The following is a 17,942-nucleotide window of genomic DNA, read 5'->3' on the forward strand; positions in this document are numbered from 1 at the left end:
CAATTGAACTGAAAAGGCGGGATTTTATGACTAATGAATCTAAACTAAGAGTGGCAGACCACGTAGTAAACGACACAGTACGTGAACCTGTACGCGATATCCGCGGTTCGCTCATCCGCTCTTTTGATGCTGACATTTCCGATATTCCGGGGATTATTAAACTAACTCTTGGTGAGCCTGATTTTCCTACTCCTAACCGCGTAACAGAAGCTGGCATTAAAGCACTCCAGGCTGGACGTACGCACTATGCTCCAAATGCTGGAACGATGGGATTTCGGCAGGCAGTCGTCGACTACTTGCAGCGACGTCGCGACCTTCATTACAGCGTTGACAATATTGTCGCGACAGTAGGTGGCTCGGAGGCTCTGTCTTCTGTACTGGGCTCCATCCTGAGCGAAGAGACGCAGTCCATCATTCCTATCCCGGCATTTGGCGCGTACAAGACGCAGACCCTTCTTGCGGGTGGGGCTTTAGACCTTATTGACACGACAGAAACCGGATTTAAGTTAACTCCAGACCAACTTGAAGCTGCGATTGAGCGTGCTCATAACGCCCAGAAAAAGCCAGTTCTCATCATCAATTATCCTAATAACCCAACGGGTGTAGCATTAAATTCTGAAGAGCTGAAGGCGCTGGCGCAGGTTGTCATCAAGCATGACGTCATCGTGGTGTCAGATGAAGTGTACGCGGAAGTGTATTACGGCGAGGGCCGTGCAGATTCCATCGCTCGCTATGCGCCTAAACACACCATCCTCATTGACTCTGCGTCAAAGACGTTCGCTATGACAGGCTGGCGTGTGGGCTATATAGCAGCTCCTGCAGAGCTTGCAGATCAATTCGTCAAGGTACATCAGTCCAATGTAGCCACAGGAGCTACATTCACTATGGATGCCGCTGAAGAAGGCTATCGTCATGGCGACGAAGACATCGAACGCATGGTAGAGGCTTATCGCGCTCGCAAAGATTTCCTCTATACTGCTCTAACAAATCTTGGCTTAACTGTGGCATATCCGGATGGTGCGTTCTATCTCTTCATCCAAATGCCGCAATGGTTTGAAGGTACAGGTCTTGAGTTCTGCACAAAGCTTGCGAAGGAAGCAAAAGTGGCAGTTATCCCAGGCGCCGCATTTGGAAATCCAAACTCACGATGGGTGCGTGCGAGCTATGCGGCGAGCATGGAAAATCTTCAAGAATCTGTACAGCGCATTCGCGCTTGGCTAAAGGAGCAAAATTAGTGGCACAAGATACTCATACTCAAGAAGAAGAAAAGAAGCTGCCGGCTAGTCACGACCACGGTGATGCTGATTATGACAAGGGTCTGAAGGCTCGTCACATTCAGATGATTGCTATCGGTGGGTCTATCGGTACGGGACTGTTCCTCGGCGCCGGTGGACGCTTAGCACAAGGTGGAGCAGGACTGACGATTGCCTATGCTATCTGCGGCATTTTCGCATTCCTCATGGTTCGTGCTCTCGGCGAGCTCGCTATCCGTCGTCCAAGCTCTGGAGCGTTTGTGTCGTATTCGCGTGAGTTCCTAGGCGAAAAGGGCGCATACATTACCGGATGGTTCTTCTTCCTTGACTGGGCTACGACTGTGATGGCGGATATCACCGCTGTAGCGTTGTATCTGCACTATTGGTCTTTGTTCCAGCCTATACCGCAGTGGGTGTTAGCCCTCATTGCGCTCGCGCTTGTTTTCGCGCTTAATATGCTGAGTGTCAAAATGTTTGGCGAAGCGGAGTTCTGGTTTGCTGCTATCAAAGTGGCGACCATCGTAATCTTCATGGTAGTAGCTATTGTTGCTATCATTCTTCACGCAAAGACAAGCACTGTGAGTGGGCAAGCTGTCCATGCAGGATTTGAAAACATCACTAACTACGGTGGTCTCCTTCCTAAGGGACTGACTATAGTCTTCTCACTTACGCTTGGCGTCGTGTACGCATTTGGCGGTACTGAGATGGTCGGTGTAGCAGCTGGCGAGACTCAGGATGCGCAGAAAGTGCTTCCGAAGGCTATCAACTCCATGATTTTGCGTATCTTCGTCTTCTATGTAGGCTCTGTCATCCTGATGGCTTTGGTGCTTCCTTACACCGCTTACTCCTCGAATGAATCTCCATTCGTCACATTCTTCAAGGGACTTGGCGTGCCGGGCGCTGGCGACATCATCCAAGTCGTCGTACTGACGGCGTCTCTCTCTTCGCTGAATGCGGGTCTGTATGCTACAGGTCGTACTCTTCGCTCTATGGCAATTGCAGGTTCTGGTCCAAAGTTTGCCGCTCGCATGAACAAGAACAAAGTGCCATATGGTGGCATTATGATTACTGCTGTACTCGGTATCATCGGCGTTATCGTAAACGCTGTGGTTCCTGCAGATGCATTCGACATTATTATGAACCTTGCGGGTATCGGTATCGCAGGCACATGGATTATGATACTTGTCACGCATGTGGCATTTATAAATAAGGTGAAGAAGGGTGAAGAAACTCGTCCGAGCTATCACATGCCGTGGGCTCCATGGTCAAATTACATTTCTATCGCATTCTTTGCTGTCGTTGTGCTCTCCAATCTTTTCGACCCTGCAGGTCAAAAGACGCTAGCGTTGTTTGCTGTCGTTGTGCTCGCGATGGTGGCAGGCTGGTTCTACGTACGAGGGCGTATCAACGGCGACCTTATGGATACTATGCTTGACTCTGATAATGACGGTGTGGCAGACGTGCTTGAGCCAGAGCAGCAAGGAGCGAGATAATGCGAATTCATGTGACCTATACCGGTGGCACTATTGGCATGGTTCAGTCTGAGCATGGGCTTGTGCCGGGAGCAGATCTTAAAGGCTGGCTGTATCACTTGCTTGAAGGTACTCGCTTAGATAATGGTCGAGTGTCCATCACGGAGTTGGATCCACTTATTGACTCGTCGAATGCGACTCCTGATAATTGGCAAGCTATCATTGACGATTTATGGGCTCATCGTGACGATGCAGATGCTTTTGTGGTCCTTCATGGTACAGACACGATGAGTTACTCTGCTGCGGCACTCTCTTATGCGCTTACAGAGTTTGGGAAGCCTGTCATCTTAACTGGCTCTCAACATCCACTTGGTACTGTAGAAACGGATGCTACAGCAAACGTGACCGGTGCCTTAAATGCAGCACTTTCTTTGCGTACAGCAGGAGTAGGACTGTTCTTTGGACATCACCTCTTCGCGGGAAATCGCGTAACGAAGTCCTCATCGTGGGCATTTGAAGGATTCTCTTCTCCATCGACTGGTCCTCTAGCAAAGACGGGTACACCGTGGCATTGGTTCCCTCTCGAGAAAAATGGCTGTGGGTGGAAAGATCCGAAACCATATGAACGTCACGATATCGCCGTCATCGATATGGTGCCGGGCATCACGGCACAGCGTCTGAAAGCTATGCTGACACCATTGCCCGAAGCAGTGATGATTCGCGCTTTTGGCGTGGGAAATATTCCATCAGACGAGCCAGGCTTGGTAGACGTCATCAAAGAGACTATCGATTCTGGTGTACCCGTGGTGGTAGCTTCTCAGTGTCAGCAGGCGGAAGTCCTTCTCGGACACTACGAAACGGGCGATGCGCTTGAAAAAGTTGGCGCCGTGGGTACGGCAGATATGGTGCTCGAAGCAGTATATGCCAAAATCGTATTTCTTCTTTCACAGGGTTTACGTGGACAAGAGCTCGCGCAGTGGATCGGTAAGCCTATCTGCAGTGAATTAACAGAGCAGACTACGGTGCCGAGCGTGTAGATGAGTGAGTGAGGTGTGAGCGACTGAGCGAGTAGAAGGTGCGTGTAGTGTGAAGTTCAAGCACACATTAAATACCCGCGGTACTTTCCTTAACTACCTGAAGCTACTTGCAACTGCTTGAACTGCTTGAAACTTGTAAAGCCCTTCGCAAAATGTCGCGGAGGGCTTTCGGTTTGAGTAGTCTTGAGATATGAGTATTTCCGCAGATGTCACGAGTTCAGTCTCAGAAAAGCAGAATGTAACCAATCTTAATCCGGCAAATGAGAAGCAGAGCGCTTCCCTAGTGGAAGAGTCAGAGCTGAACGCACGGAATATCGTCAAGGCGACTGAAAAGAATGAGCATGGCGGTTCTTCAGTCATCGCGGCTTTGATTGTTAACTTCTTGGTATTTCTCTTTAAACTCATCGCTGCCCTCATCGGCAAGTCGTCAGCATTGCTCGCTGAATCTGTGCACTCCTTCTCGGACTGCGGTAATGAAGCCATGCTGATTTTTGGCAAATGGTTCAGCCAGCGCAGTGATCCGGATGAACGTCACCCTCAAGGCTGGGCAAATTTCCGCAATGTGTCGAGTCTAATCGTGGCATTGCTACTCTTCTTCGTGGGTGGACTATACTCCGTCATGAATTCTGCGGCAAAGATTGAGGAAATCATAGCTCACGGCGGTTTTTCTCCGCTTGATGACACGGGATTCTGGCTTGGTGCCGCAGCAATCGTTTTCGCGCTTATCGTAGAGGGAATTTCACTGTCAGTCTCGTTCAAAGAAGCTCGCGCGCAGATGAAACTTGAAGGGCTTGAAGGCTTGACTATGTTCCAGTTCTGGAAAAAGACGAAAGCTGCGGAGCTTGCTACGGTGATGACGGAAGATAGTTTAGCGATAGCAGGTCTTATCATCGCTGGAATTGGCTTACTCATCGCGCGTATAACGGGCAATGAGCTGTATGATGCCATCGGCGGCGCAGCTGATGGTGCGTTCATTGCTATCGGCGGTATAGCGCTGGCTGTGAAAATTGCTTCTATGCTCAATGAAGAAGCGCCACACCGTCACATTATCGAGAAAATGCTCAATATCGTGGCGACGTATCCTGGAGTGAAATCAGTTATATCCTATGAGATAACTCACAAGTCTGAGGACTTTATACATCCGTCTTTCAAAGTGGAGGTCGATAAGGTTTTGCAAGATGCATCGGACAATGATTTCTTCATAGAAGACGTCATCAACGGCATAGAGAAGAAACTATACGAGGCATTTCCTCAGTACACGCTACAAATTTGGGTAGAGCCTGACCATCGCCGTGGCTTGGATCGTGTGCCAAATCAGGGGCACCTAGAGCCTGCAAATTATGAAGAGTAAGGGGAATAGAGCCATGCATAGATGTATTCCCCTGCTAGGTGCAGATTAAATTTAAGACTTCACAAAGCGAAGCGAAGCAATAAATAAACTGTTGCAATCGTAATGCTTACTAGCACGAGTGGGAATCCATACTGAGTAAATGATTTAAATGTGATAGGATATCCTGCTCTTGTACTGATTTCAGAAAGTATTACGTTTGCTGATGCACCGATTAAGGTTCCGTTACCGCCTAAACATGCGCCTAAAGATATTGCCCATCATAGAGGGATTATATCAATTCCTTGCATCTGCATAGCACTAATGATTGGGATAAGCGTTGCAACAGATGGAATGTTGTCCAAAATCGAGCTGATAAGAGCGCTAGCCCATAACAACACAATCATGGTAATCATCGTATTTCCAGCAGTCGCATACGTGAGCCAAGTTGCAACCGTTGAAATTAAGCCAGTTTCAGAAAGAGCTCCGACAATCACAAAAAGTGCTATAAAGAATCCGATAGTAGTCCATTCCACGCCGAGTATGGTTTTTTCAACATTGCAATGACTAATAAGTATCAAAATCGCTGCAGCAGCCAACGCGATAGTAGAAGATTCTAAACCCAAAGTACCATGAACGGCGAAACCAACAGCAGTCAGTACAATCATCACAATACTTTGCTTAAAAATGCGGGGATCCTTGATTGCCTCATTTTCATCAAGCTGCATAATGCGGTTGCGGTGTCGCGCATTAGCCTGCATACCGAACCGCTTAGTGAATCTGAATTGTCAGTTTAATCGTTGCATACGGCTGTAAAAGATAGGTCATTGATATTCTGAGGAACTACCGCATTCTCAGAAGGAGGAAAATCAATGACCCTATTTCTTTCACAATCTGACTGTAACGATTAATTTGGCAAAATGGGGAAATATGGTTATTTCGCGGGATATCAATGACACATTTCTCACACCAAACTGTAACGATTAAACTGGTAATTCAGAGGTAACTATACTTGTTGGAATTTAGTGGAATAATGTTAATTTTCAGAGTTAAAATGAGGGTACTTTTGTCGAAGATGATAGGAGTACTCTCATTTTAAGGAGAAAAAAATGAAAAGAATGGTTAAAAGGATTCCAGCAGTAATCATAGCTTTTATGGCGTTATGGGCGCTTTCAATAGGCTTTATGCCGAATGAGGCTCAGGCTTTAGGTGGTAATTGCACTGCTTGGCTCGTAAATGGAGTGGGGTATACGCATGGTCGTGGAAATTGTAAGGCGCTTAATAAAGATACAAAGGCTCAAGTAACTCTTGACATTAGTGGTCGTCCCGATTTTCATTCAGTATGGTTTACGCGGCTCAAATATAATTATGATACTCCTCAGTGGTCTGCGGCAATGAATTACGGTTGGGTACGCGGTAGCCGTATAGATTACGGATATCGCTGATACAGCTTTTAGAGAGTACTCTAATAGGTGCTCTCTAAAACCTTCTATTCATTTTCTATAGAAGCAGACTATTATGAAAATTTCTATTCAGAATCTTGATTTCTCATACGAAAATAAAAATACTCATCAAGAAAGATGCATTTTTGCTCAAGTAAATGCAGAATTCCAAAGTGGAGATATGTATGCAATCACGGGTGTAAGCGGCGTAGGAAAAACTACGTTATTTAAACTCCTCGCGAGACAACTGCAATTTCACAATGGCGAAATAAAATTCGATTCACACTCGATAAATGATTTTTCTATACAAAAATTACGGCAAGAAATTATTTCTCAAGTATATCAAGACTATAGTCTGATACCTTACATGACTGTGAGAGAGAATCTTCTCTTGAGTGTAGAAATTGCAGAACTCAAAGTAAGACATAGTGATGAGGAGCGTGCAAAGGAATTACTCGCCGAACTGGATATTGAAGACAAGTATGATACTCTCGTAAGTGATTTGTCCGGAGGAGAGCAGCAGCGCGTATCTATTGCTCGTGCACTTATGTTAAATCCGCAGGTATTACTCGCAGATGAACCCACAGGAGCTCTTGATAAGGAGAACTCGCTTCTTGTAGGAGAAAAATTACATCAACTCGCACACAATCGTGGCATCATAGTCATAGTTGCTACACATGACCTAGCAATTGCGGATATCGCAGATAAAAAATATCGTATTGAGGATTATTCCATCATAGGCGGATAACAATGGGTAAGATTCACTTTGCAATGGCGCGAAAAATAGCACGAAAATTACTATTCTCGAATATTCTCCTCATATTGGGAGTCATGATTTCTGTAGGCGGATTTATCGGAATAGGAATTTTAAGCGACCAAGTTATTGATGTTGCTATCAACAGTACAGAGCAAAGTCTTGCAGGATATAAGTATAAGGTATCTGGTTCAGGAGAAGCCTATAACAGTTACATGGGTTCTCTTGAAAAACAGGGGAAAGCAGTTCTTCTTGAGTACAAAACTGGTACAGCTTTGGCTGAGAAACACGGGAAAGCGGACGTAATAAATATTGGCTTTTCGTCTGTACCTTTACACATTTTTAAAATTAAAGAAGGAAGATATGCGCGTAACAATGATGAAGTTATCATTAGTAAGTATTTGGCTGACCAGATTGGTGCACGCGTAGGGGAAAAAATTACGATTCAAGATATACAGGATAGGGAAGAGATACTCAATCTTACTGTTACTGGTATTTTTATTGATTCAGCACATGTTTTTGATAAATCCATTTATGCAAGTAAACCGATTGACAAAATGAATCCTGGGGATACGACGTGGCTGACTAATGTTGAGCTGAACGATAAATCCTTGTTACAAGGAGAATCGGCGGGGGAAATCGTCACTAGTTCTTATAAGCAATTGAGAAGAGATGCCGAATTGCGAGTGAGGACACGAATGCTCTCCTTTGCGCCTTTGGTAAGAATTATCAGTATTTGTATTACTGCTGCACTCGTTTGCTTAGTATTCTTTGCGAATAGGTACTTTTTACGAAAGCAATATGAAATTCTTATCGTTTTAGGAGATAAAACCGCATTAGCATTATATACAGTTTCTTGCGGAATCATTATTTCTTCTTTATGTGGATTTATTGTGGGGACAGCAAACGTCATAATTATATTTAGTATGGGTGGCTCTTTTATCAGTACGATTTACGAGCAAAGATGGGAGAGCATTGCCTGGAGAAATTTACCAATTGCATCGCTCATATGCGTAGCCGTCATTCTTTTCTTTTTGTTTATTAGCATTGTCCTTCTTGGTATAAAAAGAAACCTACGTTTCAGTAATCTTGAATCGATGAAGAGCAGAAAATTATGGTTTATTAGTGGTCTTGTAGGAGTAGTATTAACTTTAATCTTTGTGGGATTACGTCAACTTCTTATCATTCCGCATGGACAGTGGTACGCCATGATTTGTGGATCTCTAGCGTTTCCAGCATTCTTTATGGCAATAAAATACGGCAGATACGGTGCTGTTATTGATAGCGTTGTTAAGCATGCGGTATGGATTCGCTATTTTAGCCTTATGGTTGTCTTTCTCATTTGTTTTTACAGTAGTTTCAATGTTTCCGCAGTTACAACAAGTATCAATGCTACAAAATCTTTATCGGATAATCCGAAAAGCTTTTTCAACGCTCAAACGGTAAGTGATGATACGATCCGTAATCTGGAGATGCGTTTTCCGGAGGTTATGAAAACTGCGTATGTTTTTGAACGACCTCTAGAAGCAAAGAAAATATTTCGCGTCACGGATGAAGATTTCGTGAAGTGCATTAAGACGCAGGGAGATGATAGCCCAGACTGCGTACCGAACGTACTGACAAGTATCTCAATCGTTAAACGTGGTAGTTTGGCAGCGCGTTATGCAAATACTATAAGTGAGAGCAGTGCTATCAGGAAGAATACAGTAGATATCATTGTGTATATTTCTGGAACTTCCCATGTTATTGAGTATAAGCAAGTAGATGGGATTACATCCCGTTCTGAACTGGGAAGTGACTATGTGCCTGGTCTGATTCTTCTCGAGGGGTCTCCTCAGGCGCAAGAATTAGGGATGGAAGAATCAAATAAAAGTGATATATACATTCCAAATTTTGGGAATTTCTCAGATGATATTAAACAATCTTTTAGAGGTATGCTTTTTGAGCAGTCTCCCTATGCACAGATTAACGAATCAGATTCAGAAGAATATAAAGAAGCAGTGATGAAAGCAATATTATGGGTCGTCGTTGCGATAATTGTTAGTGTAATTGTACTTTTTACCTTGTCTGAAATTACTCTGGCAGATCAGAAGATTCTCCGTGATACTTTCGAAATTTACGGTGCTTCGCAAAAGTTACGTATTATTGCAATGAGTGGTACTATTTTTCCGTTTATTGGCACGGTCATTATCGCTTGTGTACTCGGATGGCTAGCTACCTTTGACAGAATACCTATTGTTATGGGGGTCCCATTCTATAATGCAGATTTCGTATGGGCTTTTCCGTGTGTCGTTGTGTTACTAACGGGCTTTCCATTGTACTTTGCACTGAATAGGAAAGAATGGGGTTAATGCTCAAAAGGTGTGTATGAGAATGCTTGTTACATTTTGTGTTTGTTAGCGTGTGGCATGTCTCATTAAATGAACGAGGCTATACACGCTTTTTGAGCATTAACCTTCTGTTTGCGGTAATTAAATCAAATTTCGGGAAGTGGTGGGGGGAAAGGAAGCGTTGGATGAAAAGGAATATCTCTGAGCTGAAAGATACTGTCGGTGGTCGAATAAACTTTGCATACAATATAGCCCAAGTCTGAAGACTTGGGCTGTTAATCTGTGGAGGTAAGGGGACTCGAACCCCTGACCCTCTGCTTGCAAAGCAGATGCGCTACCAGCTGCGCCATACCCCCGTCGAAACTTGAGCTTAGCACATTGTCTGTGACAATGACACGCCGTTTCCGACGTGGGCCCGGAGGGACTCGAACCTTCGACCTCATCCTTATCAGGGATGCGCTCTAACCTGCTGAGCTACGGGCCCATCTTAAATTTTCGTTAGTGGCATAGGCCACAACAAAAGAAAACTATAGGGCATTTCATAAGTAAAGTCAAACGCTGAAATTGCGCGTGTCGCAGGAGTGTTTGCTCGATCGAGTGCTCGCTGTAGCTGAGTAGAAGTAAGAAAACAATAAATCTACATGCTCCGTGTATGTTCTTCATATATGCAATGCGCGTGGCACACTAGTGCTATGCCTCAAGTGTATGAACTCGACATTGATGGTTTCAATGTTACTGTGACACTCAAAAGTATCAAGAATATGTATGTGCGTGTCAAGCCACCAGAAGGACATGTAGAGGTCACAGCGCCGTACTACGTACATCAAAGTGACATCGTGAAATTGATTCGTGACCGTGCTGAGTGGATAGATCAAGCGCGGGATCGCATTGCTGTGACGGAAGGAATCATCAGCGATGGACTGCGTGATAAGGATCAATCTCAAAGAGGCGCACGAGGTCAGGGTAATGTCCTGAGAGGGTGGACTCCTCAACGCGAAAAAGAGGCAAGAGCCATCTTAGAGGATCGACTTCCGCCACTTATCGACAAGTGGTCGCGTATCATTGACCGCCAAGCGTCGCACATTACTCTGCGAGTGATGAAAACTCGATGGGGTTCCTGCACGCCCAAAACGGGAAGGATTCGTCTTAATTTAGCACTCGCTTTTGTGCCAGAAGAGTTGCTGGAGTACGTACTAGTCCATGAGCTTACACACCTATATGAGCGTGGTCATGGAGTTGGATTCCAGACGCGTATAAGCCGCTACCTTCCTGACTGGAAAAATAAAAGACGAGCACTCAACTCCTACGGGAGTTATTAACCGCGCGAGAGAGAAAGCGCGGCGAGTGCTCGTCATGCGGCGAATAGAAGGAGGTGGGAAACTACTCGCCTATTTCAGGGGACGGGTAAAGTCCTTTTTGAATTTTCCCTTAACCACGTTCAAAACAGTTCTATTCTACTACTTTTTTGTTTCTTGTGCAGTAGTGATAGCCTGTGTCATCTGGCTAAAGAGTTCCTGATATCCGCCAGGTGTAGCTGCAGGCAGGACCACTGTCTTAGCGTTATTAGACTCGGAAAGTGAACGCATTACGTCGAGATACTGGTTGAAGAGAACGACATTATTGACATCGTCAATCTTCATACCGACATTCTGCAAGCTCTTAATCTGGTCAACGATACCGTTTGCGATTTCGCGACGGTAATTTGCCTGACCCTCACCCTGCAGACGAGTCTTTTCTGCTTCTGCCGTAGCTTGCGCTTCGATGGAAATACGGTTCGCCTCAGCGCGCTCGCGGGTAGCTTCCTTCTCGCGCTGTGCTGCGTTGATGGAGTCCATCGCGGCCTTGACCTGCTCGGATGGGTCGATTGCTGTAATCAAAGACTTGATGACAGTGAAACCGTAATGAGACATTTCGCCGCCAACGGTTTCCTGCACGTCGCGAGCCACATCGTCTTTGCGCGCGAACGCATCGTCGAGAGAAAGCTGAGGAATGGCGGAACGCAATGCATCTTCCATGTACGAGCGAAGCTGACCAGCAGGATCGCCGAGCTCGTAGTATGCAGTAGAAACGTTCTCAGGATTGACGCGGAACTGAGTGGAAACAACGACATTGACAAAGACGTTATCCAAAGTCTTCGTCTCCACTTTGACCATAAGCTGGTTGACACGCAAACCAGTCTTGTGCGCGATACGGTCTACAAATGGAATTTTGAAATGCAATCCCGCAAATGCAACGGTTTGGAACTTACCAAATCGCTCAATGATGTATGCCTGCTGTTGCGGCACGACGTACGCGCAGCTAGCGACGATGATAAGCGCGATGACGACAAGGATGATGATAGGTACTGTACTCATCTCATTCTCCTTTCAAAGAATAGTTATATAGATAATAGCAATGGGAGTTGTCAGTCATGTGGGGGTATCGGGAGCTGATACAGATTTCTGATGTTCGTTTCATGACATGGAATAGCGCTATTTTTTTGTAAGATTTCAAACTAACGATGTGGACAGTGGAACTATTGTGTGAAGTCTATAAAAGCTAGTTTGAAACAGCAGCGCTTTACATGATTTCCGCGTATAACTTTTTTACCAATTTTTCTCAATTGGTAACGACTTACTTAACTTAATATGGTGTGCACATTTATGTGAAAATAAGCGTGGAGGTATGGTGTGTGGTAAAAGAGGCAAAAGAGTTGCGGCGTACATTTTTACCGTTCTCTGTGCGATTCTTGCTCTTCTTACGCTCGTGGGCGTCATGTGGGCTGGATTCGACATCATAGAGGAGGAGTTTTCGCAATTTCCTGAGTATGCGTGGATACATACGCCAGTTGTGTGCCTTCTTGGATTTATACCAATTCCCTTTGCTGTGCGGATAGTTTATACCGTTTGGCGTTTTACTATGGGCTTTACGAAACTTAACAATTCCAGTTTCTACAAATATTTTCAAGTGACGTTTTGGCTTGCAATAGCACAAGCAGTAGTTGGTTTTGCCCTACCATTTACTGTGTCGCAGTTCCTCCACGAGGGGAATCCTGCAATGGACATTGCATGGGTGGCGATGACTGTATCGTCATCTATCACGCTTTTACACCACCAACAAAAAATTATTAACAGAAATAAAACAACGCGAACAACACTAGAACCTAACCTTTAAGGAGACGATAATGAGCATGAGCACACGCGATATCGAAGCACTCAAACTCGTAGGACTAACTCCGCAATGGGTAGAACAAGACGCGAAACGGGTAGAAGACGAAACGCAAGACGATAATCATCCTCGATGAGACTTACTACGGATTTCACCTTCAACAAGAAGAACCCCCAAGTAACTGTTAGTCTTAAAATGCCTCGCAGCCTCGTCAAGACACTCGATGAGCATGCCAAACGCTACCACGTCTCTCGCAGCGAATACATACGCAGAAAACTAGCCTACGCATAAAGAAAGAGAGAGTGTACGGCACAAGTTTTGTGTCGCGCACTCTCTCTTGGATGCGCAATTGTAGTTGTCAGGAGCAGCGAGATGCGATCAAAATGATGAAGTCTGCTATTGCAGGTTCCTTATTACTAACCCAGTTATGGATGTCTTTTAAACCAAAGGTAGCTACCAAAACTGACTATAAAAATAATAATTCCCGCAATGATTTGGATGGGCTTAATTACTAACAATGACTACCTACCCATGTCCAGAATACTGACTCTCCCAGTGCTTCCAGAACAGCTATAGCTGGGTGTACTGCTGCAAGAGCTAACACTTTTCCCCATGCCAAACCGTGAGCAGCGCCAATCACTCCTACGAGGTAAGGGCATACATCGTGAGCAGATATACGCTCTTCACTGAGCGCTTCTACATACCTTTGTTGCTCGGGGGTTGCATTCTTAAGAGTTTCTGCTGCCTTGTTAACTACATCTACAATATTGGTTCTGTATATAGATCCATCGAATCTTCTAACAAGCATTTTGCCAGTATCATAATTGAGCGTCACCAATATTGTTCCATAACCTTTAACAGTTTCTTTTTCTATTTTCACCCCGTGTAACTTTCCTCCTAGTGCCGCTGGAATCTGTTCCGCCGGCACACTATCAATCAAATCTTCTGTAGCATGTGCTGGTAAACACATCATGGAGAGTGCTATTACCGTGATGATAGATACTACAATCGCAAAAAGCCTATCTTTAAAAGATATAGTTTTCATCTTTCTTCCTTTCTCCTCTGAAAGTAGTTTTTACACGTCTTATTGTGTAAAAACTTGTTAATGATTATACTCTTCTTGGCTCTTTTTCTCACATTTTTAATGTTCGTTTCCGGTCCAACTTTATTGGCTACGGCTTAAGATTCTTCAAAACTATTGCGTTTATTTGTTTTGTTTTTCAGGTACTTGGTATTCGAGACACATCACGGTAATACCGTTAGAAAGTCTAAGAAGGTAGTCTTGGCACGATTTGGGTAGTACGCCCAATGGGGAGAGAAGATTGAGAGGATTGGAATGAAACATAATCCTTAGCGGTAAAAGGCTAAGTGGGGACAAAATCCAGCGGGCAGTCAGATGGCGGTTGTTTGTTTAATCTAGATAATAACATCTAGTTTGCTAGATTGGTCGCCGCAGCCGGGCTTCATTTGGGCTTATGGTATCTTAGCGCCTTCCAGTTTGTAGCACTGAAGTCCAAGATTCTAGACAAACTACTACAGCGTAACAATCTGTTACTCTTTCGTTTAAGCCACTCTATCTTGGACTTCTGAACTGCTCAAATCCCAGCCAAATTACGCCAAATGCGCGCGCATGAACCACTGGAACTTTTCAAGCTCTTGTACGTGATCCTGCATAATGTTCGAGCTGATGACATCGAGGTTGTCTAGCTCAGCAATTGCGCGACGGTCAGCAGCGATGAACTCGTCATAGTATGCAATTAAAGCCTTCAAATAATCCTCGGTATGAGCCGTTCCTGTCAGGCTAAATTCTGCCCAGTCGCGGTTGCGTTCGATGGCGTCTGCGCGACCGTCAGGGCTACCTCCTAGCTGAGAAATGCGCTCTGCAGATTCGTCTGCTTGGCTGAGCGCGACCTCCACTTGAGGGTCAATCATCTCATGGACAGCGATGAAGTTAGGTCCGCTCACATTCCAATGTGCGTGCTTCAAAACGAGCGCTGCTTCTTGCTCCTGACTTAAACGATTCTGAAGAATGGAAATAATCTTCTCACTTGACTCTTCGTTTAGCGTTGGAATGATGTAATTCAGAGACATGATATTCCTTACTTTTAGTGTTTTGCATTCACCACCTTTAACAATGCAAAAGGCGACATAGTTCCCCATATGTCGCCTTACTCACATTTACCTACTTGAGAGTGGTTTAGTCTTGTGCTGAGTTCTTTTCTAGAGTAGACTCATCGCTCTGTTCATCTTCGTTGACTTTGTCCTCTTCATGCTTGTGAACTTCGATAGTCTGTATGCGGCGACCTTCTACCTCAGTAACGGTCATGTCGTAGCCGTCGTCATCACTGAGGGTCTGTCCCTCATAGCCTAGCTCACCGGTGTGGGCTATAAAGTAGCCAGCTACCGTCTCATAAGGTCCATCTTCCAACTCGATGCCAGATGCCTCTGCAAAGTCTTCGAGAGTCATACCGCCGTCAATAGTTAAGATGCCGTTTACGAAAGCATTGTGCTGGTTCTCGGTCTCTTCAGGGAGGTCATATTCATCGTGAATGTCGCCGACGAGTTCCTCGGTGATGTCTTCGAGAGTGACGATTCCGTCAGTGCCGCCGTATTCGTCAATGACAACGGCGAGATGAATGCCGCGCTTGCGCATGAGACTCATGCTTGGCAGAATCTTTGACGTACCTGGAAGTTGGATAATGTCACGTGTCACATCTGCTACTGTCGTGGCGTGAGGATCGCGTACATCAAGCAAGTCGCGCACGTGTACAAAGCCCAAAATGTCATCAAAGCTCTCGCCCATGACTGGGAATCGAGAGTAAGGCTGGTCGCGTACAAAAGCTGCTGCCGCAAGTAGGCTCATGGTGCCGTCAAGGAAGACCACATCTGCACGCGGTCGCATAACTTCTGCCACAATGGTCTGCTCTGCGCCAAAGACGTCGGAGAGAATTTCACGCTCGTCATTGCTGAGGCGATTGTTAGAGGATACGAGTACACGAAGCTCATCGTTAGAAACTTCGCTTTCCACCTCGTTAGGATCAAAGCCGAGCAGTCGCACAAATCCGTTGGTGTTCTTTCCAATCAGCCAAATAATTGGCGTCATGATAGTGGCAAACACGTCAATTGCTGGCACCATGGAGCGTGCAATATTTTCGCCTTGCTGGAGAGCGATGCGTTTAGGAACGAGTTCGGAAATTACGATGGAGAAATAAGAAATAATAATAGTGAGGACTACCATAGTAAGTCCGCCAGCGACGTTCTCGCTCATGCCCGCTTTGGTGAGTAATGGGACAATATGTGGAGACAGTGAGCTCGCACCGAAGGACGCGGAGAGGAATCCTGCGAGAGTGACGCCAAGCTGCAATGCGGAAAGGAACCTATTAGGGTCTCGTGCAACTTTTGCAACGTGAGCGCCACGTTCATCTTCTTGCTCCATACGTTCCAATTGGCTGGAACGCAAAGAAACCAATGCCATTTCGGTACCGGAGAAAATGCTACCGATGAGCATAAAGATAAAGATGAAAACGATATTAAGCCAAACTGGCATTCCTCAAATCTCCTCCGTCGTCGTCTATGTGGCGCTTTAGAAGCTCAAAACTTCGACTAAACCGTTGCTCATGATATAGCGAGCACCCACGATTTTAAGTTCCTCTTTTGCAAGAGCTTCAGCGATGATTTCGCTACGCTCCACAAGTTGCATGATAAGAGTAGAAATATGAATCCGCTCGACGTCTGCCTGTGAATCGGCATCTTGAGCTGCTTCAACGGTGCTGTGCGTTTGGCTAATCGCATATTCCAATGACTTTGGAGCTTTGCCTGTCTTTGCGCTAGTGAGAGCTGCTTCAAGGAGCCCGCACTTTTCATGACTCATCACGACGAGTACGCTCACGTGAAGTTGGGATACGGCGTACTCCAAGGAGTTTAATATGGCTTGGTCGAGCACTCCACCGGCAGAACGCACGGTAAAGAGGTCGCCTAAACCTTCGTCAAAGATGATTTCAGGCGCCACGCGGGAGTCGGCACATGTGAGGACTGCTGCACTTGGGTTTTGACCCTCGAGCAGTGATTCGCGAGTAGCTTGATCCTGCCACGGGTGTGCTGCCTCGCCGCGTGCGAAGCGTTTGTTTCCTTCAAGCATGCGAGTCCATACGGAGTTTGCTTGATTTTCATCTGCGTAATTAATGTCGCTTACGGTCTCTTGGGTCATAAGATTCAAGTCTACTAGGGTGAGCGTACGCTGTGATTGCTGTGGCGTGACAGTTGCACAATCATGCGTAAGCTGGTAGGATTGCTACTAATTCACCCTTCGAGAGTAGACGTCCCATCATAAGGGAACTGCCGAAATCGAGGGGTTTTATCTCTTTTCAAGCAAGGACGCACATGAAAGTAGCCATTTTAGTTGATGGTGGATATTACCGTAAACGCACAGCAAAGACTTTTGGAATAGAAGATTCTAGGGTAACAGCAGATCGTCTGTATACATATTGTTTTCGACATCTAACGGAGAAAATTGATAAACGAGAAATTCGTCATGATCTTTATCGAATCTTTTACTATGATTGTCCCCCGATTGATAAGATTATTTATCACCCAGGGTTGCGGAAATAAATTGATTTTAGTAAGACCGATACAAAAAATGGACTGAAGAATTTTTTAATGAGCTTGCACATAAGAGGAAAGTTGCTTTGCGCTTAGGTGAGATTAGCGAAAACAGTATCCACTATTCTCTGAAAGACAGAAGCCTTCGCAAAGTTCTTAATGGTGAAAAATTAGTAACGAAGCTTGATGAGTCTGATTTTATGCTTAATATGCAGCAAAAGGGTGTGGATATGAGGATTGGTCTTGATATTGCTTCTTTAGCCTTTAAGAGACAGGTTGATGCAATTGTTTTAATTGCTGGTGACAGTGATTTTGTGCCTGCAGCAAAACTTGCGCGAAGAGAGGGTATAGATTTCGTACTAGATCCGCTTGGAGCTCATATCAAGGATAATTTGTCACTTCATATCGATGGGTTGAGAACCAAAGATTCTGCTTATGCAAGTTCCTTTGGTATTTCTGAAGTATCTGTACGAGTGAGGGAGTAGGGGGGGGAGAGGAGAATTAGCAAGATCTCCTGAAGAGTAGGTAAAGGGATTTTATCAATATGTGATGGAGCTCTGTTATGTTTCACGTGAAACATA

Annotated in this window: 17 protein-coding genes and 2 tRNA genes; 11 read left to right on the top strand and 8 right to left on the bottom strand. The window is 45.2% G+C overall.

Annotation, left to right across the window (positions count from 1 at the left end):
* Positions 1-26 precede the first annotated feature (26 nt).
* The 4 genes from ACFQY8_RS02260 (at position 27) to ACFQY8_RS02275 (ending at position 5,113) form a co-directional block, all read left to right on the top strand.
* The gene (locus tag ACFQY8_RS02260; protein WP_377938178.1) at positions 27-1,235 is read left to right on the top strand and encodes an aminotransferase class I/II-fold pyridoxal phosphate-dependent enzyme; all 1,209 of its coding nucleotides are present in this window, start codon (positions 27-29) and stop codon (positions 1,233-1,235) included.
* Positions 1,235-2,746, top strand: a complete 1,512-nt coding sequence (locus tag ACFQY8_RS02265) for an amino acid permease (RefSeq protein ID WP_377938180.1) — start codon at positions 1,235-1,237, stop codon at positions 2,744-2,746. The genes ACFQY8_RS02260 and ACFQY8_RS02265 overlap by 1 nt, the downstream gene beginning before the upstream one ends.
* Positions 2,746-3,762, top strand: a complete 1,017-nt coding sequence (locus ACFQY8_RS02270) for an asparaginase (RefSeq protein ID WP_377938182.1) — start codon at positions 2,746-2,748, stop codon at positions 3,760-3,762. The genes ACFQY8_RS02265 and ACFQY8_RS02270 overlap by 1 nt, the downstream gene beginning before the upstream one ends.
* A gap of 190 nt (positions 3,763-3,952) precedes the next feature.
* Positions 3,953-5,113: a cation diffusion facilitator family transporter gene (locus tag ACFQY8_RS02275; RefSeq protein ID WP_377938184.1), complete on the top strand. Its 1,161-nt coding sequence runs from the start codon at positions 3,953-3,955 to the stop codon at positions 5,111-5,113.
* Between the two features lie 257 nt (positions 5,114-5,370).
* Here the strand turns inward: ACFQY8_RS02275 and ACFQY8_RS02280 are convergent, their stop codons facing one another.
* Positions 5,371-5,850: an ArsB/NhaD family transporter gene (locus ACFQY8_RS02280; RefSeq protein ID WP_377938186.1), complete on the bottom strand. Its 480-nt coding sequence runs from the start codon at positions 5,848-5,850 to the stop codon at positions 5,371-5,373.
* Positions 5,851-6,198: 348 nt separating this feature from the next.
* On the opposite strand from ACFQY8_RS02280, the gene ACFQY8_RS02285 reads away from it, so the two are divergent.
* From ACFQY8_RS02285 to ACFQY8_RS02295, 3 genes are all read left to right on the top strand, one after another.
* Positions 6,199-6,534: a hypothetical protein gene (locus ACFQY8_RS02285; RefSeq protein ID WP_377938188.1), complete on the top strand. Its 336-nt coding sequence runs from the start codon at positions 6,199-6,201 to the stop codon at positions 6,532-6,534.
* A 73-nt stretch (positions 6,535-6,607) separates the two neighbouring features.
* Entirely contained in the window at positions 6,608-7,279 is a 672-nt protein-coding gene (locus ACFQY8_RS02290) for an ATP-binding cassette domain-containing protein (RefSeq protein ID WP_377938190.1), read from the top strand.
* A 2-nt stretch (positions 7,280-7,281) separates the two neighbouring features.
* Complete coding sequence (locus ACFQY8_RS02295) at positions 7,282-9,636, top strand: ABC transporter permease (RefSeq protein ID WP_377938192.1); 2,355 nt, start codon at positions 7,282-7,284, stop codon at positions 9,634-9,636.
* A gap of 262 nt (positions 9,637-9,898) precedes the next feature.
* Here the strand turns inward: ACFQY8_RS02295 and ACFQY8_RS02300 are convergent.
* A tRNA-Ala gene (locus ACFQY8_RS02300) sits at positions 9,899-9,971 on the bottom strand.
* 54 nt (positions 9,972-10,025) lie between these two features.
* A tRNA-Ile gene (locus ACFQY8_RS02305) sits at positions 10,026-10,099 on the bottom strand.
* A 208-nt stretch (positions 10,100-10,307) separates the two neighbouring features.
* On the opposite strand from ACFQY8_RS02305, the gene ACFQY8_RS02310 reads away from it, so the two are divergent.
* Positions 10,308-10,934, top strand: coding sequence for a M48 family metallopeptidase (locus ACFQY8_RS02310; protein WP_377938194.1), 627 nt, complete (start codon positions 10,308-10,310; stop codon positions 10,932-10,934).
* 138 nt (positions 10,935-11,072) lie between these two features.
* Here ACFQY8_RS02310 and ACFQY8_RS02315 read toward each other — a convergent pair whose 3' ends face one another.
* Complete coding sequence (locus tag ACFQY8_RS02315; protein ID WP_377938196.1) at positions 11,073-11,969, bottom strand: SPFH domain-containing protein; 897 nt, start codon at positions 11,967-11,969, stop codon at positions 11,073-11,075.
* Positions 11,970-12,279: 310 nt separating this feature from the next.
* Between ACFQY8_RS02315 and ACFQY8_RS02320 the strand changes: the two genes are divergently transcribed.
* Together ACFQY8_RS02320 and ACFQY8_RS02325 are read left to right on the top strand one after the other, a co-directional pair.
* On the top strand, positions 12,280-12,768 hold the full coding sequence (locus ACFQY8_RS02320; protein WP_377938198.1) for a hypothetical protein: 489 nt from the start codon (positions 12,280-12,282) through the stop codon (positions 12,766-12,768).
* A 189-nt stretch (positions 12,769-12,957) separates the two neighbouring features.
* Complete coding sequence (locus tag ACFQY8_RS02325; RefSeq protein WP_377938309.1) at positions 12,958-13,053, top strand: ribbon-helix-helix protein, CopG family; 96 nt, start codon at positions 12,958-12,960, stop codon at positions 13,051-13,053.
* A gap of 220 nt (positions 13,054-13,273) precedes the next feature.
* Here ACFQY8_RS02325 and ACFQY8_RS02330 read toward each other — a convergent pair whose 3' ends face one another.
* The 4 genes from ACFQY8_RS02330 to ACFQY8_RS02345 all read right to left on the bottom strand — a co-directional run bounded on the left by ACFQY8_RS02330 (position 13,274) and on the right by ACFQY8_RS02345 (position 16,969).
* Positions 13,274-13,807 (bottom strand): hypothetical protein, encoded by a 534-nt coding sequence (locus ACFQY8_RS02330; RefSeq protein WP_377938200.1) that lies wholly within the window; start codon positions 13,805-13,807, stop codon positions 13,274-13,276.
* A gap of 566 nt (positions 13,808-14,373) precedes the next feature.
* A complete protein-coding gene (locus tag ACFQY8_RS02335; protein ID WP_377938202.1) occupies positions 14,374-14,853 on the bottom strand; it encodes a Dps family protein in 480 nt (159 codons plus the stop codon).
* Positions 14,854-14,959: 106 nt separating this feature from the next.
* Positions 14,960-16,309: a hemolysin family protein gene (locus tag ACFQY8_RS02340; RefSeq protein WP_377938204.1), complete on the bottom strand. Its 1,350-nt coding sequence runs from the start codon at positions 16,307-16,309 to the stop codon at positions 14,960-14,962.
* A 36-nt stretch (positions 16,310-16,345) separates the two neighbouring features.
* Positions 16,346-16,969, bottom strand: coding sequence for a carbonic anhydrase (locus tag ACFQY8_RS02345; protein ID WP_377938206.1), 624 nt, complete (start codon positions 16,967-16,969; stop codon positions 16,346-16,348).
* A gap of 478 nt (positions 16,970-17,447) precedes the next feature.
* Here ACFQY8_RS02345 and ACFQY8_RS02350 point away from each other — a divergent pair, with 478 nt between their 5' ends.
* Complete coding sequence (locus ACFQY8_RS02350) at positions 17,448-17,846, top strand: NYN domain-containing protein (RefSeq protein WP_377938208.1); 399 nt, start codon at positions 17,448-17,450, stop codon at positions 17,844-17,846.
* Positions 17,847-17,942: the final 96 nt, after the last annotated feature.

Source organism: Alloscardovia venturai, assembly GCF_042676605.1.
Lineage (GTDB): Bacteria > Actinomycetota > Actinomycetes > Actinomycetales > Bifidobacteriaceae > Alloscardovia > Alloscardovia venturai.

Excerpts from the sequence above, each read along its gene's own strand:
- ACFQY8_RS02290 (WP_377938190.1), top strand. The coding sequence starts at position 6,608 with ATGAAAATTTCTATTCAGAATCTTGATTTCTCATACGAAAATAAAAAT.
- ACFQY8_RS02310 (WP_377938194.1), top strand. The coding sequence starts at position 10,308 with ATGCCTCAAGTGTATGAACTCGACATTGATGGTTTCAATGTTACTGTG.
- ACFQY8_RS02280 (WP_377938186.1), bottom strand. The coding sequence starts at position 5,850 with ATGCAGGCTAATGCGCGACACCGCAACCGCATTATGCAGCTTGATGAA.
- ACFQY8_RS02330 (WP_377938200.1), bottom strand. The coding sequence starts at position 13,807 with ATGAAAACTATATCTTTTAAAGATAGGCTTTTTGCGATTGTAGTATCT.
- ACFQY8_RS02315 (WP_377938196.1), bottom strand. The coding sequence starts at position 11,969 with ATGAGTACAGTACCTATCATCATCCTTGTCGTCATCGCGCTTATCATC.
- ACFQY8_RS02270 (WP_377938182.1), top strand. The coding sequence starts at position 2,746 with ATGCGAATTCATGTGACCTATACCGGTGGCACTATTGGCATGGTTCAG.
- ACFQY8_RS02295 (WP_377938192.1), top strand. The coding sequence starts at position 7,282 with ATGGGTAAGATTCACTTTGCAATGGCGCGAAAAATAGCACGAAAATTA.
- ACFQY8_RS02325 (WP_377938309.1), top strand. The coding sequence starts at position 12,958 with ATGCCTCGCAGCCTCGTCAAGACACTCGATGAGCATGCCAAACGCTAC.
- ACFQY8_RS02340 (WP_377938204.1), bottom strand. The coding sequence starts at position 16,309 with ATGCCAGTTTGGCTTAATATCGTTTTCATCTTTATCTTTATGCTCATC.
- ACFQY8_RS02335 (WP_377938202.1), bottom strand. The coding sequence starts at position 14,853 with ATGTCTCTGAATTACATCATTCCAACGCTAAACGAAGAGTCAAGTGAG.
- ACFQY8_RS02285 (WP_377938188.1), top strand. The coding sequence starts at position 6,199 with ATGAAAAGAATGGTTAAAAGGATTCCAGCAGTAATCATAGCTTTTATG.
- ACFQY8_RS02320 (WP_377938198.1), top strand. The coding sequence starts at position 12,280 with ATGGTGTGTGGTAAAAGAGGCAAAAGAGTTGCGGCGTACATTTTTACC.
- ACFQY8_RS02275 (WP_377938184.1), top strand. The coding sequence starts at position 3,953 with ATGAGTATTTCCGCAGATGTCACGAGTTCAGTCTCAGAAAAGCAGAAT.
- ACFQY8_RS02260 (WP_377938178.1), top strand. The coding sequence starts at position 27 with ATGACTAATGAATCTAAACTAAGAGTGGCAGACCACGTAGTAAACGAC.
- ACFQY8_RS02345 (WP_377938206.1), bottom strand. The coding sequence starts at position 16,969 with ATGACCCAAGAGACCGTAAGCGACATTAATTACGCAGATGAAAATCAA.